The following is a 14,562-nucleotide window of genomic DNA, read 5'->3' on the forward strand; positions in this document are numbered from 1 at the left end:
GCTGACAGGACGGAGGCGGGCGCGCCAGCCTCGCTCAGCCGAACGTCGACCGCGTCCAGCGCCATGGTTGGTGTCTGACACCCGGGCGGACGTGCCGGGTCGACGGTCGCCGCTGTGCAACGATCGGTGCCACACCTCGTACCCCTTGGAGAGCACGATGTCCCTCTCCCCGGTTCGGGTCTTCGCCGCGCTGAACGCCGTGCGACCCCCCGACCAGCCGACCCCACGCCTGGGTAAGGCGGTGGTGGTCGGCGGCAGTGTCGCCGGCCTTCTGGCCGCCCGGGTCCTGTCCGACCACGCGCAGAGCGTGGTCCTCCTCGACCGGGACGACCCAAACCTGAGCGGCGCCCGGCCCGGCGTGCCACAGGGGACGCAACTGCACGCGCTGCTGCCCGGCGGCCTGCTCCAGCTCGAGCAGCTGTTCCCCGGCTTCCGTCAGCAGGCGTTGGCCCACGGGGCGATCGAGGCGCCGCCCGCCGCACGGCGCAGCTACCTCGACGGCCGGCGGAAGGTTGTCGTACCGGACGACGACGACAGCCTGGCGGGCAGCCGGCCCCTCCTGGAGGGGCTGATCCGCCAGCAGGTGCTCCGACTGCCAAACGTCAAGACGGTCACCGGCCGTGCCACGGGTCTCGTGTTCGACGGCGACGCGGTCACCGGCGTTCGGTGTGACGTCGACGAGGTGCCCGGCGTCGAGGTCGCCGACCTGGTGGTGGACGCCATGGGCCGGTCCAGCCGGCTCTCCGACTGGCTCGAGCAGGCCGGCTGGGAACGGCCCACCACCCGTCGGATGGCCGTACACCTCAACTACGCGACGGCCCTCTTCCGCCGCCCCGAGCAGACTCCGGAGGCGACGGTCGTCCTGGCTCTGCACACTCCGCGGACCATGACGGACATCGCCGGCGCCGCCTTCTTCGCCATCGAGGACGGCCGGTGGATGGCCATGATGGCCGGCTACGGGAAGGACCGGCCGGGACGTACCGCCGAGGACTTCGTCCGACGGCTGCGGGAGCAGTTCCCGCCGGAGTTCGGCGAGGTCGCCGGGCAGGAGATGCTCGGCGACGTCCAGACCTACCATCACGCCGACAGCCGCCGGCGGGACTTCCACGCGCTGCGGCGGTTCCCGGCGCGGCTCGTCAGCGTCGGTGACGCCGTCGCGTCGTTCAACCCGGTGTACGGGCAGGGGATGACGGCGGCGGCCCTGCACGCGGCCTGCCTGTCGGCGTACCTGCTCTCCGATCCGGACCTGAGCGTTCCCGCCCGCCACTTCCTCGACCTGCAGAAGGTCGTGGTCGACGCCGCCTGGTCGACCTCGACCTCCGCCGACCTGGCGCTGCCGCACGTCGACGGGCCCTACCCGCGCGGCTACCGGGTCTCCAGCTGGGTCAGCCGGCAGATCCTCACGGCGACCGTCACGGACGTGGCGATCGCCCGCCGGTTCAACGAGGTCGTCTCCCTGCGGGAGCATCCGCTGTCGCTGGCCACACCCGGCGTGATCCTGGGCGCCCTGCGCGCGAACCGGCGAGCCGGCTAGCCCGCTGTCCCGCGCAGGATGTCGACGACGAAGCGGTGGTCGTCCAGCTGCGGGAGCCCGGAGACGCCCATCCAGCCCACGACGCCGGTGCCACGAACGCGTAGTGGCACGGCGCCTCCGGCCGCGGCGTAGCGTGCGGCCGGTAGGCCGAACTTCTCGGTGAGCGTCGTCTGCTTGTCCTGGCAGAGCCGGGCCATGTAGAGCGACGAGTGCTCGAACCGCATCACCACGCGCCCCTTGCGGCGCAGCCACCCGTCGTTGTCCGCAGTCGAGCCGGGCAGGCCACAGTGGAACAACTGCCGTCCGGTCCGCCAGACGCCTACGGAGATCGGGAGCCTCCGTTCCGCGGCGGCGGTGACGGCCCGCACGCCCAACTCGTACGCGTCGGTCTCGGTCAGGCCCGCGAGCTCCAACGCGTTCTCCTCGCTCTGGAGCTCGTCCAGCGTCGGCCACTGGTCAGATGACATGCGTTTCTCCTCGTCGAGCGTCGTTCACCAGGCGCAGGGCGCGTAGTCCTTCAGGAAGCAGCCGTACAGGTCCTCGCCCAGCTCGCCGCGGACGATCGGGTCGTACACCCGGGCCGCGCCGTCGACGAGGTCGAGTGGGGCGTGGAACCCCTCGTCGGCCAGCCGCATCTTCGTCGGGTGGGGCCGCTCGTCGGTGATCCAACCGGTGTCGACGCTCGTCATCAGGATGCCGTCGGTAAGCATCTCCTGGGCGCTGGTGCGGGTGAGCATGTTCAGCGCGGCCTTGGCCATGTTGGTGTGCGGGTGCCCGGGCCCCTTGTAACCACGACCGAACTGGCCCTCCATCGCCGAGACGTTCACCACGTACTTGCGGCGGGCCGGCGCGGCGGCCATCGCCGGTCGTAGCCGGCTGACCAGCACGAACGGCGCGGTGACGTTGCACAGCTGCACCTCGAGCAGCTCGACCGGGTCGACCTCCTGCACCCGCTGCACCCAGCTGTTGACCGAGTCGAGGTCCGGCACCAGGCCGCCGGCGTCGATGGCGGTGGACGCCGCGATCCGCTCCGGCGAGGCGGAGCCGCTCGTCAACGCCAACGCGGTGAGCGCGTGCGGGGTGAGGGCTGTCGACTCCGTGCCGGCGGTCAGGCTCCCCGCCGGGCCACCCGGAGCGGTCGGCTTGGCGAACGTGATCAGCTCCGGCAGGGGACCGTCCGGCAGCGCCGCGGCCTCCGCGGCGACGAGCTGGGCGTACGCCCCGGGCGAGCGGCGGACGGTCTGCGCCGCGTTGTTGATCAGGATGTCGAGGGGGCCCTGGCTGCTCACCGAGTCGGCGAGGGCGATCACCTGGGCGGGGTCGCGCAGGTCGATCCCGACGATCCGCAGGCGATGCAGCCAGTCCCCACTGTCGGGCATCGCGGCGAAGCGGCGGACCGCGTCGTGCGGGAACCGCGTGGTCACCGTCGTGTGCGCGCCGTCGCGCAGCAGTCGCAGCGCGATGTACATGCCGATCTTGGCCCGGCCGCCGGTGAGCAGCGCGCGCCGGCCGGTCAGGTCGGTACGCGCGTCGCGGCGCTCCCGGTTCAGCGCGGCGCAGGACGGGCAGAGCTGGTGGTAGAAGGCGTCCACCTCGCGGTAGCGCTGCTTGCAGACGTAGCAGCCGCGCGGGTTGTGCAGGAATCCCGCAGTCGTACCGGTGGTGGAGGAGGCGAGCGGGATGCCCTGGGTCTCGTCGTCGATCCGGCCGGGCGCGCCGGTGGCCGTGGCCTCCGTCACCGCCCGGTCGGCAGCCAGGACGGCGTCGCGCCGCTCCTCGCGTCGCCGCTGCTTGATCACCTTGTAGAGCTTCGCGGTGGCACGCTGCACCCGCACCACGTCGGGGTGGTCGGGAGGAAGGGCCTCCAACGCCTCGAAGACGCTGAGACAGGTCTCCAGCCGGTTCCGGTCAATGCCGTCTAGACCGTTTTGGGCAATCTTGTCCACTGTCATGCGTCGTTGTCTCGTCCCATGTCCTGTGCCGGATTCCGCCGGCCCACCCCACGTCCGACCCGAAACTGTACGCACCGCGCCGTCCCGGACGCATCCCGCGCCGCGCCGCCCGCCCGGGTGACCCTCGCGCCGTCGGACACCCTGCTCGGTGCCGTGGTCGGCGTGGGGGATGCTGGTCGTGTGCAGATCACCATCCTCGGCCCCCTCGCCGTCGACGGCCGGCCGGTCCGGGGCGAGCGGTTGGCGGCGGTGCTCCGCGCGCTCGTCGACGCGCGTGGCCGGGCGGTCTCCACCAGCCTGCTCGTGGACGCGGTGTGGGACGGGACGCCGCCCGACGACGCGACAGGCGCCGTGCAGGCGCTCGTGTCCCGCGTACGCCGTCTCGGGCTGCCCGTTGTGGCGGTGCCGGGGGGATACCGCCTGCCCGCCGACGAGGTCAGCGTTGACGCCGTCGAGGCGCGGGCGCTCGTCGATCGGGGGCGTGCCGCCCTGCGGGCCGGCGACGCGCGGGCGGCCCGCGACGCGGCCGACGGGGCCCGTGCCCTGTTCCCCGAGGTCCCGGAGATCGTCACCACCGAGGACACCCGCCTGTTCACCGACGTCACCGCGCTGCGCGCCGAGGCGGCGCTCGCCGGCGCCGGGCCGTACGACGAGAGCGACCTGCGCCGGCTCGTCGCCCGGACGCCCCCGGACGAGCCGTCCGCAGCCCTGCTCGTGCGGGTGCTCGCCGCGCAGGGGCGGGAGGCCGAGGCGTTGGAGGTGGTCGAACGCCTCCGTGACGACCTGGCCGAGCGCTACGGCACCGACCCGTCACCCGTGCTCACCCAGGTGCACCTGGCGCTGCTGCGCGGCGAGCTCACCGCGCCGGCCGTCGTCGCGCCACCCCGCCCGCCGGCGCGGATCGCCCTGCCCGCCGCGTGGCGTCGGCCGATGACCGCCCTCGTCGGCCGCGAGCGCGACGTCGAGGCCCTGGACGCGGCGCTCGACGAGTCCCCCCTCGTGACGATCGTGGCATCCGGTGGCGCGGGCAAGACCCGCCTCGCGGCCGAGGTCACGCGGCGTACGGCGGCGGCCGGGCAGGCGGTACGCGTGGTCGAGCTGGCCGGGCTCCGCTCGCCCGACGAGGTGCTGCCCACGGTGCTCGCGGCGCTCGGTGGCGCGGACACCTCGACGACCGGCGGCAACCTGGGCCTGGAACGGCGGGTGCTCAGCCCCGAGGAGCGGTTACGGGCCCTGGCGCCGGACCTCGACGGGCTGGTCGTGCTGGACAACTGCGAACACGTCCTCGACGCGGTGGCCGCAGTCGTCGCCGACCTGCTCGCGGTGATCTCCCCGGAGGTCGCGGTGCTCGCGACAAGCCGTGCGCCGCTGGGCCTGGCCGGCGAGTGGGTGCACCGACTGACCGCCCTGCCGGACTCGGACGCGCTCGGTCTGATCGAGTCCCGCGCGCGGGCCGGTGGCGCGGTGCCGACCTGGGACACGACCCGGGTTCTCACGCTGTGCAACCGGCTCGACAACCTGCCACTGGCCCTCGAACTGGCCGCCGCGCGACTGCGGCACATGCCGATCGACGACGTGCTCGCCGGCCTGACCGACCGGTTCGCGCTGCTCGACGACGCGCTGCGGGGCCTGCCGGAACGTCACGCGAGCCTGTGGGCGATGGTCGACTGGAGCCGCGAACTGCTCGCCCCCGACGACCGCACGCTGCTCGCGCGGGTCGCGGTCATCCCCGCGCCGTTCACCGCGGACCTCGCCGCCGCGGTCGCGCAGACCCCGGACGTACGGCGAGGGCTGGCGCGGCTCGTCGAACAGTCCCTGCTGACCCTTGTCGAGGGGGACGGTCCGCCCCGCTATCGGATGCTGGAGACCGTCCGCGAGTACGGCGAGGCCCGCCTGGACGCGTCCGGTGACCGGGCCGCCGCGATGACCGGTCTGGTCGGCTGGGCCCGGGACGAGGCGGTCGGCCTGGCCGGTCGCCTCGTGGGCCCCGGCCAGGTCGAGGCGCTCGACCGCTGCGCCGCCGAGCAGGACAACCTGGTCGCCGGTCTGCGGTGGGCGCTCGAGCAGGACGACGAGCCCGCCGTCATCGACGTCGCCACCGCGCTGCTGCACCTCTGGACGGTGCGCGGCCTGCACCTGGAGGTCCTCGTATGGGCGCGCGGGCTGTTGCACGTCGACGAGCCGCAGCGGCGTCGACGCTCGGCGATCCTGCGGGGCCGGGCCAGCGGCCGGCCGCTGCCGCACGGCGACCGACTCGCCTGGACGTGTGTGTTGATCAGCGTGAACAGCGGCATCAGCGCCGACCTTCGACCCGCCGTGCTCGCCCGACGTGCCCTGCGGACGCTGCTCGCGGAACGGCCCGCCGAGGTGTCGCCGCGGTTGACCGCGTTCGTGGTGGCGTTGCCCGGCTTCGACAAGTCCGACCTGGACCAGAGCCTGAAGAGCGCGACCGAGATGATCGCGCACCCGGACCCGTACGTGCAGGCGCTCGGCCTGATCGCCCGCGCGGCGGTACGGGAGAACAGCGGCCTGCCGGAGTCGTCGATCGACGACGCCGAGCAGGCGTACCACCGCTTCGAGATCGCGGGCGACCACTGGGGCATGGCGATGGCCGCGGGTGCCGTCGGGCAGTTCCTGCTGCCCGGCAGGGAGGGGCGGTCGGCCGAGTGGTTGGCGCGCAGCGTCCGGCACATGGAGATGGTCGGCGCCCAGCAGGACGCGCGGTCGATCCGGGTGCGGCTGGACGTGCAGCTCGCCCTGGCCGGCGACGCGGACGCGGAGCGGCGACTCGGTGAGACGGCGACGCCCGGCCAGGCCGAGCAGATGGACGTCGCGCAGGCGCTGCTCGGCCTGGCGCACCTCGCCTGGCAGCGCGAACGCTACGACGACGTGCTCGCCCACGCCGACGCGGTGAACCGTGCCCTCGCCGGCTGGACCGGACCGCCACCGCAGCCGCGGGTGATGCTCCGGACCTCGGTGGCGGTCCTCTACCTGCGGGTGGCCGACGCGCGGCCGGCGTCGGGCATCGACGCCGCCGCCCAGGCGGCCGCGTTGCTGGCGCTCGCCCGCGACGACGCGCTCACCTCGAAGGACCTGCCGGTCATCGGGGCGTGGGCGTCGGGCGGCGCGGAACTCGCCGCGTACCGGGACGACATCGAGACCACCCGCGAGCTGTCCGCGCTCGCGAAGCGACTCGGCGCGCACATGGAGCTCTTCTTCCCGACCCGGCGCAGCGAACGACTCGACGCCGCCCTCGGGAACGAGGAGCAGCGTGAGTCGTTCCTGGCGCCCTGGCGTGCCCGGCCGGTGGCCGCGGCAGTCACCCGGATCCGCGAGCTGATGGAGGACCTGCTGGTCTAGGTCAGATCTTCTTGCGGTACGCGCGCAGCGCCAGTGGCATGAACACCGCCACGAAGCCGGCGCACCAGGCGAGGGTCCACCACACGTGCGTGTCGAGCGGGGTGCCGAGGAACAGCCCGCGCACCGACGCCACCAGGTGGGTCATCGGGTTGACGTCCACGAAGGCCTGCATCCAGCCGGGCAGGGTGTCCGCGCCGACGAACACGTTGGACGCGAAGCTCAGCGGCATGATCAGCGCGAACATCAGGCCCTGCACGGCACCGGGGGTGCGGACCTTCATCGAGACATAGACGGGCAGCCAGCTCAGACAGAGCGCGAACAGCACCGCGAGCAGGCACCCGGCGATCGCCCGGAACGGGTCGGTGTCGATCCGGAAACCCATCAGGTACCCGATCGCGAGGGTCGAGACCGTGACGATCACGTACCGGACGACGTCGCCCAGGACCGCGCCCACCAGTGGCGCGGAGCGGGGGATCGGCAGCGACCGGAACCGGTCGAAGATGCCCTTGGCGATGTCGGTGTTGAGGTTGACGCCGATCGCGATGGCCCCGGTGGCGATGGTCTGCGCCAGGATTCCGGGAAGCAGGAACTGCAGGTAGTCGTGGGTCGATCCGGCGACCGCGCCGCCGAAGATGTAGACGAAGATGATGAGGAACAGCACCGGTTGCAGCGTGACGTCGATAAGTGCCTCGGGCGTCCGCCAGGTCTTGATGAGACTGCGCTTGGCGAGCGCCAACGAGTGCCGTACGAGCCGGAACGGTCGCGGGTTCACCGCGGCTGTGGACAGGACAGGGTTCGTGGTGGGTTTTGTGCCGACCAGGGTGCTCATGCCGCTACCTCCACGCGTGAAGTGGTGTCGTCCTCGGATGCCGTACGCCCGGTGAGGGTGAAGAACACCTCGTCGAGGCTCGGCAGGTGCAGGGAGAGTTCGGTGACGGAGATGCCGGCGGCGGCGAACCGCGCGACGCTCTCGGTCAGGGCCGTGTCGTCGGTGACCGGCACCGCGAGCACGCCCTTGCGGATCTCGTCGGCCTGCGCGCCGGAGCTGACCTCGGACAGGATCGTCGCGATCCGGGGCAGGTCGGCGAGGTCGGACGGCCGGACCTCCAGCGTCTGCCCGCCGACCACGCGCTTGAGCCCTTCGGGGGTGTCGTGGGCGATGACCCGCCCGTGGTCGATCACCGTGATCGCGTCGGCGAGCGCGTCGGCCTCCTCCAGGTACTGGGTGGTGAGCAGCACGGTCGAGCCGTTGGTGACAAGCGTCCGGACCACGTCCCACATGTCCTCGCGCTTGGCCGGGTCCAGCCCGGTCGTCGGCTCGTCCAGGAAGATCACGTCGGGGGAGCCGACGAGGCTGGCGGCCAGGTCCAGCCGCCGCCGCATGCCGCCGGAGTAGGTCTTGGCCTGCCGGTTCGCGGCGTCGGTCAGGTCGAACCAGTCCAGCAGTTCGGCGGCCCGTCGGCGGGCGCCGGCGCGGCCGAGCTCCAGCAGCGTGCCGAACAGCTCCAGGTTCTGCCGCCCGGTCAGGTCCTCGTCGACCGAGGCGTACTGGCCGGTGAGGCCGATGCTCTGCCGGACCCGCTCGGCGTCGCGGACGACGTCGAAGCCGCCGATGCGGGCGCTGCCAGCGTCCGGGGTGAGCAGCGTGGAGAGGATGCGGACGGCGGTGGTCTTGCCCGCGCCGTTGGGACCGAGCACGCCGAGCACGGTCCCCCGGGGTACGGCGAGGTCCACGCCCTGCAGCGCCCTCGTCTTCCCGAATGTCTTGACGAGGCCCTCGGCCTCGATCACCAGGTCGGTTGTCATGACGCAGAGCGTGCGCCGGTCGCCTGACACCGCGCCGACACGCCACCGACACCCCCGTCGACACGGGCTGACACCGGGACCGGGGCTGCCGGCAGGGCGACCGACGGCCCGGGGTGGCGATATGCTGGCCGTGGCAGAGCGCCTGCCCGAGCCCGATGTGGTGGCCCACGCCCGACCACATGTTGGGGGCCAAGAGTCGCCGACTCCGCGCCGTCGTGTCGACCATCGGTGTGTCCGTCACGCCGCCCGTTCGGTGACGCGCGTGGGGCTGCACCGGAGGCGCCATGTCTGAGCACCATCCCCACCGCACCCCGACCCCGGGACGTGCCCGTAAGCGCGCCATCCGGGAACAGGCGGCCCGTGCCGGCGTCGCCTACTCGGTGGCCGCCCGGCACCTCGAGTCGCTCGGGCTGCGACCCGGCGAGACCCTCGCCACATTCGGTCGGACGATCTATCCGATCGGCTCCGACCCGCACCGCCAGCTGCTCGTCGAACGCCGTGAGCGGCGCTCGTTCGAGGATCGGGTGACGGACACGCGGCGGGCCGCGGCCCTGCCGACCGGCCGTGCCCAGCACCTTGTCGACCGTTTCCCGCCCAGTCGGGGACGTACGGGCACCGGGGTGGGCGCGCTCTATCACGGCGACGGGCGCACCGAACTGCTCGCGATGCTCTACCTCGTGGTCGCGGCCGAGTCGCCGGGGCTGCTGCCCGACCTGGGGGATCTGGTCTGGATCGCGGAACTGGGCGAGGACACCGCCCTGGACACGGCCTGCGCCGAGGTCGACCGCGAGGCCCGCCGCCTGCTCGACAGGGAGCCGGTGTCGCTCTGGTCGATGATCGAGAAGGCGCTGGTCCGCGCCGAGCGCGGCCCGGACTGGCCGGTCCGCGAGGAGGCGATCCGGTACGCGGCGCTCCTGCGGGCGATGATGACCCCGCGGGTGGGGCCGGCGGGCGAGCCGTACGTGGCGGGGTTGCCCGTCACCGGGGTGCGCCAGATCCTCGACGCGCTGCTCATCGTGGCCGACGACGGGCATGCTCCGGGCACCCGGGTACGCCTGCTCGACCGGTCGAACGGAACGGGGACGGCCACGATCGTCGGTGCCCGTTGGGGTTCGTCCGGTCCGCCGGTGGGCTATCTCGTGTGGCCCGACGGTGCGAAGGCGCCGCTGGCGGCCCGCGCCGACGAGCTGGTCGTCCTGGCTGCCCAGGAGTCCGTCCCACGGTGAGGCGGGACGTCGGGCGGCGGGATGTCCGCGCCCGGGACTTGAAATCCTACCTGTCTGATAGGAAAATCGATTCATGCTGCTTGTTCGGCTGTTCACCTCCCGCCGAGTCGTCGACCTGATGAGGGTCGCGGCGCAGCTCTGTCCGGCGGCGCCCGGCCCGGCCTGAGCGGGCCGCCCCTGCCGCCTGGACCCATCCCTCGGGAGGAACGCCATGACGTCGTCCACCGACGACCCGACCGACGCCGACGCCGACGCGCTGCGGACGTTGCTGCGCCACCAGGCCAGCACCGTCACGGTGGTCACCGCCCCCGGCGCACCGCCGGTCGGCTTCACCGCGACCTCGTTCACCTCGGTGTCGCTGACGCCACCGATCGTCTCGTTCTGTCTGAACCTCGGCTCGTCGAGCTGGCCGACGCTGGCGCGGGCCCGACACGTGGCGGTGCACCTGCTCTCCCACGACCAGCCCGAGCTGGCCCGGACCTTCGCCACCAGCGGCATCGACAGGTTCGCCGCGCCCACCCGATGGCGGCCGGGTCCGCAGGGGGTGCCGATTCTCGACGGCACCCTGGCCTGGCTCCTGTGCCGGGTCGTCGATCGGGTGCCCGTCGGCGACCACGTCGTGGTGTTGGCCGAACCGGAACTGCTCCGCCACGCCGACGTGGGCTCGCCGTTGCTCTATCACCGAGGCCGCTACGCCGGTCTCGCCGGCGCCCCGGACCCGACCGGCCGTCGCGTCGCCGCCTGATCGGCAGGTGATGCCATGCCGCCATCGTCGTGGCGCCGGACACCGTCGAGGACTCCGGCCGACTGAGCTTCCGACCCCGCCAACGGGCCGGCCCACGCGAGGGTGTCCCGGTGCAGCCCTACGCGAGGTCAGTAGTCGGGGGTCACAGCGTCTCGGCGCGTCGGTGTCGGCGGGTTACTGACAGCCACCCGAGGAAGCGGGCGTGCAGCGCCGGCAGATCAGGGTGCACGCCGAGTGCGCGCAAGTCGTCGATGGCGTCGTGCAGGTTCGACGCGAGATAGAACGCGAGGGCGATCGAATGGCCGTAGAACTCGGTGGCGAGGTGGAGTTGCGCCGGGGAGCACGGCCAAGGCGCGGCGCAGTTGCGGCACAGCCACGCGGGGCGCATCGGGTGGTGCGGGCGGGCCGGCACTACCCAACCCGCTGCGGAGTGCGCCGGATCGGGCGGCGGGGGTCGTTGGCGCGGCGTGGGGCCTGAACCTGTAGGCGTAACCCCTCGCGATTCACGTACAGCTCCCGCCGGGCTACCGCGTCACCTGCCGCGTTCAGCTCGTAACCGTCGATCCACACCCACCCCTCGTACGTATACCGCTCGGGGAACTCGCGAATGACGCGCACGAAGATCGGGCGCAGGAACTGCACACTCGCGGCGGTGGTCAAAAGGACCATGTCGCCGGCCTTCAACTTCCCGATCGGCTTGTCCGGCAAGGCGCTCCCCCTGATCGTCGCTTTTGGAGGGGCCGTGCGTGCTTACCCGCCAAGGGCTGCCCCGGTACGAACGCGTCTGCCGGGTTCGGTTCCCTGGCGGTCGCGCCTTCTACAGAGCACCTTGCCCCTTGGAGCTGGACGGCTACACCACGTAGCTATACGTTCTATAGACGTTGAAGACGTTCGCTCGGAGGTGGGCATGAATCAGGCGCTACGAGCGGCGTTGGCCGACACGGGTGAGACCGTCGAAAGTCTTGCCGAGCAGGTAGGCGTAGACCCGAAGACGGTCGCGCGCTGGGTGAACCCAGGCCGAGTTCCACACCCGCGCCACCGCGCGGCCGCAGCGGCTGTCCTCGGCCGTGAGCCTGAGGACATTTGGCCGGACGTCTTGAAGCGGCGTGAACCGGCGTGGCTACGCCCGTGGGTCGAGACCGAACTTCAGGCGTCTGCCCTGCGTGCCTTTCAGGTGGCGGTCATCCCGGGCTTGCTGCAAACCCCCGATTACGCTTCGGCGGTGCTAGCCAGTGGGGTGCTCGACCCGGACGATGTCGCGGACTACGTCGAGACCCGGCTACGCAGGCAAACAGCGGTGCTCGACCGACGCAAGCCCCCGCTCTTCGTCGCGGTGATTGACGAATTCGCCCTTCGTCGTGGCGACCCCGAGATCATGAACCCGCAGCTAGATCACCTGGTAAAGATGGCTCGGCGGCCGAACGTGCTTCTACACGTGCTGCCGCTGGACGCCGGCCTCCACCCTGGGCAAGCAGGGCCGTTCGTCATTGCCACCACTGAAGACGGCGATGTCGCCTATCTCGATGATCAGGCTGCGGGACGGCTGACGAATGACACCGCTACCCTTTGGGCCACCTGGGATACGCTGCGTTCGGTGGCTCTCTCGCGCCGTCAAACCATCGACTACCTTGAGGCAAGATCATGGCTGACCTGACTGGCGCCCTATGGCGTAAGAGCACCCGTAGTAGCTCCAACGGCGGCGACTGCGTCGAGGTTGCCGACAACCTTCCGGACGTCGTCGCGGTGCGCGACTCGAAGGACCCATCGGGTCCGGCGCTGGCCTTCTCTCCGGCCGCGTGGGTGGCGTTCGTCGGCCAGGTCGCCGAGCGGCCGTAACCGACCGCGTCACATCGAAGCGCCCGCCCCAGGATTGGGGCGGGCGCTTCGCGCTGCGCAGACCAGCGGCCCGTCCCACCGGACGCAATCCCCGCAAATCCTATAGCTTTAGTAGGCATTGCGTCAACGAATCAAACCCGCCACGTGCGATAGCCGACATCCGTCGATCGATTCGTTGACACCACCCCGGCGGTGACGGTGGACTCGGCTCATGTCCAGCGAGCTGCGGCTGACGATCCGCGGCCACATCGACTTCGGTCGGGTGTGGTCGAGTTCCTGTCTGGCCTGACCCGGCACCCTCGCCCGTACCCGGCCCGCCACACCGGCCGCCGAGGTGGGGCTCACCGCCGAGCCGACCGCCGCGCCATCCGCACCGACACCCCCTGACCGGCCCGCCATGCGTACGAGGGCCGGGTGTCGGCGTACCCGAATCCGCCTGCCTGGACAGGAGACCCCGCCATGCCCGCGCGCCGTCTGCGAACCCTCGCCGCCGCCACCCTCGCCCCGCTGCTCGCCGTCCTCGCCGGCTGCTCCACCGGCACCGCCCCCGCCGCCGAGGCGGCCGGCGAGCCCCGTTCCGGGGGCACCCTCACCTGGGCCGTGGAGACCGAGCCGATCACCCTCAACCCCCACCAGTACGCCCAGGCCAAGGCCCGCCTCCTGGTCTGGAACACCTTCGAGTCCCTGCTCACGTACGACAAGCAGGGGAAGCTGGTGCCCTGGTTGGCCACCGGCTGGCAGGCCGCCCCGGACGGTTTGTCGTACACCCTGACGCTGCGCGACGGGGTGACCTTCACCGACGGGACGCCGCTGGACGCGGCGGCCGTCAAGGCCAACATCGACAAACTCCGCGAGCCCGGGTACGCGCCTGGTGTCGCCGCCGTGCAACTGCGCAACCTCACGGCCGTCGAGGTGGTCGACCCGCGCACCGTACGGCTCACCCTCACCACCCCCGACGTGCTCATCCTTGACTTCCTCGCCTCCCCGCAGGGCGCCCAGGTCTCGCCGAAGTCGCTGCGCGAGGCGAAGAACCTCAAGGCCGGCGGCGTCGACGTCGTCGGCACCGGGCCGTTCGTGCTGGACCGCTACGTCCCCGGCCAGGAGTTGCACTACCGGCGCAACCCCCGCTACGACTGGGCGCCGCCGACCGCGACCCACACCGGCCCCGCCTACCTCGACGAGATCACCTACCGGTTCCTCAAGGAGTCGGCGGTCCGCGTCGGCGCCCTCACCTCCCGCCAGGTGCAGCTCGTCGAGGGCGTGCCCGCCACCGACCAGCCCCTGGTCACCGCCAACCGGACGCTGCGCCTCACCCGGGAGCTGAATTCCGGCTCCGCCTACTCGTACTACTTCAACACCTCGCACGCGCCCTTCGACGACCTGCGGGTCCGGCAGGCGTTCCGGGAGGCCGTCGACGTCGACACCGTGCTGAGGTCGGTCTACCGCGACACCGCCACCCGCGCCTGGAGCGTGGTCAGCCCGTCCAGCCCGCTCTACGACAAGAGCCTCGACGGCGGGTACGGCGGCGACGTCGCCAAGGCGAACGCCCTGCTCGACGAGGCCGGCTGGGCGACCCGTGACGCGGACGGCTTCCGGGTGCGCGACGGCCGGCGGCTGACCGTACGGCTGGTGCAGGCCGCCCCGTACGTCCGCGACCGGCGCGATGTCCTCGCCCAGGCCGTGCAGGCCGCCGTGAAGCAGAGCGCCGGCATCGACCTGAAGATCGCACTTGTCGACCAGGGCACCGCCACCCAGGCGTTCGAGCGCAACGCGTACGAGGTCTTCGACAACTCGCGGGCGGACACCGATGCCGGAGCCGCGCTGAACCTGCTGCTGCACTCGAAGGGCGGCATCAACCGCACCCGGGCCAACGATCCCCGCATCGACCGGCTCCTGGAATCCGGTCAGGCAACCGGCGACGCGACGAAGCGGGCCGGCATCTACGCGCAGCTCCAACAGCGGGTCGTCGCCGAGCAGGCCCTGGTGCTACCGCTCTACGCGCCGGCCGACCAGATCGCGGCCAGCACCAGCGTCGGCGGGGTCCGCTTCGAGCCCACCGCCGGGGTTCCCGCCAGCGCGTACGACCTGTGGATCGGCAGGTGA

13 protein-coding genes are annotated in these 14,562 nt (G+C 72.0%); 7 read left to right on the top strand and 6 right to left on the bottom strand.

The genetic code is table 11. The features are described 5' to 3' along the window. Positions 1-157 precede the first annotated feature (157 nt). On the top strand, positions 158-1,534 hold the full coding sequence (locus ACGFIE_RS24215) for an FAD-dependent oxidoreductase (RefSeq protein WP_393298228.1): 1,377 nt from the start codon (positions 158-160) through the stop codon (positions 1,532-1,534). On the opposite strand, the gene ACGFIE_RS24220 is transcribed toward ACGFIE_RS24215, so the two are convergent. Both ACGFIE_RS24220 and ACGFIE_RS24225 read right to left on the bottom strand, forming a co-directional pair. Then, positions 1,531-2,001, bottom strand: coding sequence for a heme-degrading domain-containing protein (locus ACGFIE_RS24220; protein WP_393298231.1), 471 nt, complete (start codon positions 1,999-2,001; stop codon positions 1,531-1,533). The genes ACGFIE_RS24215 and ACGFIE_RS24220 overlap by 4 nt on opposite strands. A 24-nt stretch (positions 2,002-2,025) precedes the next feature. Further along, positions 2,026-3,486, bottom strand: a complete 1,461-nt coding sequence (locus ACGFIE_RS24225; protein ID WP_393298234.1) for an SDR family NAD(P)-dependent oxidoreductase — start codon at positions 3,484-3,486, stop codon at positions 2,026-2,028. A 180-nt stretch (positions 3,487-3,666) separates the two neighbouring features. Between ACGFIE_RS24225 and ACGFIE_RS24230 the strand changes: the two genes are divergently transcribed. Next, positions 3,667-6,846 carry a BTAD domain-containing putative transcriptional regulator gene (locus ACGFIE_RS24230; RefSeq protein ID WP_393298237.1) on the top strand — a complete coding sequence of 1,060 codons (3,180 nt, stop codon included), beginning with the start codon at positions 3,667-3,669 and terminating at the stop codon, positions 6,844-6,846. 1 nt (position 6,847) lies between these two features. Here the strand turns inward: ACGFIE_RS24230 and ACGFIE_RS24235 are convergent, their stop codons facing one another. Both ACGFIE_RS24235 and ACGFIE_RS24240 read right to left on the bottom strand, forming a co-directional pair. After that, on the bottom strand, positions 6,848-7,675 hold the full coding sequence (locus ACGFIE_RS24235) for an ABC transporter permease (protein WP_393298240.1): 828 nt from the start codon (positions 7,673-7,675) through the stop codon (positions 6,848-6,850). Next, complete coding sequence (locus ACGFIE_RS24240; protein ID WP_393298243.1) at positions 7,672-8,652, bottom strand: ATP-binding cassette domain-containing protein; 981 nt, start codon at positions 8,650-8,652, stop codon at positions 7,672-7,674. Before ACGFIE_RS24240 ends, ACGFIE_RS24235 begins: the two co-directional genes overlap by 4 nt. A 284-nt stretch (positions 8,653-8,936) precedes the next feature. Between ACGFIE_RS24240 and ACGFIE_RS24245 the strand changes: the two genes are divergently transcribed. After that, the gene (locus ACGFIE_RS24245) at positions 8,937-9,878 is read left to right on the top strand and encodes a hypothetical protein (protein WP_393298246.1); all 942 of its coding nucleotides are present in this window, start codon (positions 8,937-8,939) and stop codon (positions 9,876-9,878) included. A 211-nt stretch (positions 9,879-10,089) separates the two neighbouring features. Beyond that, the gene (locus ACGFIE_RS24250; protein WP_393298249.1) at positions 10,090-10,623 is read left to right on the top strand and encodes a flavin reductase family protein; all 534 of its coding nucleotides are present in this window, start codon (positions 10,090-10,092) and stop codon (positions 10,621-10,623) included. A 142-nt stretch (positions 10,624-10,765) separates the two neighbouring features. Here ACGFIE_RS24250 and ACGFIE_RS24255 read toward each other — a convergent pair whose 3' ends face one another. Both ACGFIE_RS24255 and ACGFIE_RS24260 read right to left on the bottom strand, forming a co-directional pair. Next, entirely contained in the window at positions 10,766-11,011 is a 246-nt protein-coding gene (locus ACGFIE_RS24255) for a hypothetical protein (RefSeq protein WP_393298252.1), read from the bottom strand. A 23-nt stretch (positions 11,012-11,034) separates the two neighbouring features. Continuing rightward, positions 11,035-11,292, bottom strand: coding sequence for a hypothetical protein (locus ACGFIE_RS24260; RefSeq protein WP_393298255.1), 258 nt, complete (start codon positions 11,290-11,292; stop codon positions 11,035-11,037). A 238-nt stretch (positions 11,293-11,530) separates the two neighbouring features. Between ACGFIE_RS24260 and ACGFIE_RS24265 the strand changes: the two genes are divergently transcribed. The 3 genes from ACGFIE_RS24265 (at position 11,531) to ACGFIE_RS24275 (ending at position 14,562) form a co-directional block, all read left to right on the top strand. Next, entirely contained in the window at positions 11,531-12,277 is a 747-nt protein-coding gene (locus tag ACGFIE_RS24265; protein WP_393298258.1) for a DUF5753 domain-containing protein, read from the top strand. Beyond that, positions 12,265-12,459: a DUF397 domain-containing protein gene (locus ACGFIE_RS24270; protein WP_393298261.1), complete on the top strand. Its 195-nt coding sequence runs from the start codon at positions 12,265-12,267 to the stop codon at positions 12,457-12,459. The genes ACGFIE_RS24265 and ACGFIE_RS24270 overlap by 13 nt, the downstream gene beginning before the upstream one ends. Positions 12,460-12,918: 459 nt before the next feature. Next, complete coding sequence (locus ACGFIE_RS24275; RefSeq protein ID WP_393298264.1) at positions 12,919-14,562, top strand: ABC transporter substrate-binding protein; 1,644 nt, start codon at positions 12,919-12,921, stop codon at positions 14,560-14,562.

The sequence above is a fragment of the Micromonospora sp. NPDC049275 genome, from assembly GCF_043197115.1.
Classification (GTDB): Bacteria; Actinomycetota; Actinomycetes; order Mycobacteriales; family Micromonosporaceae; genus Micromonospora.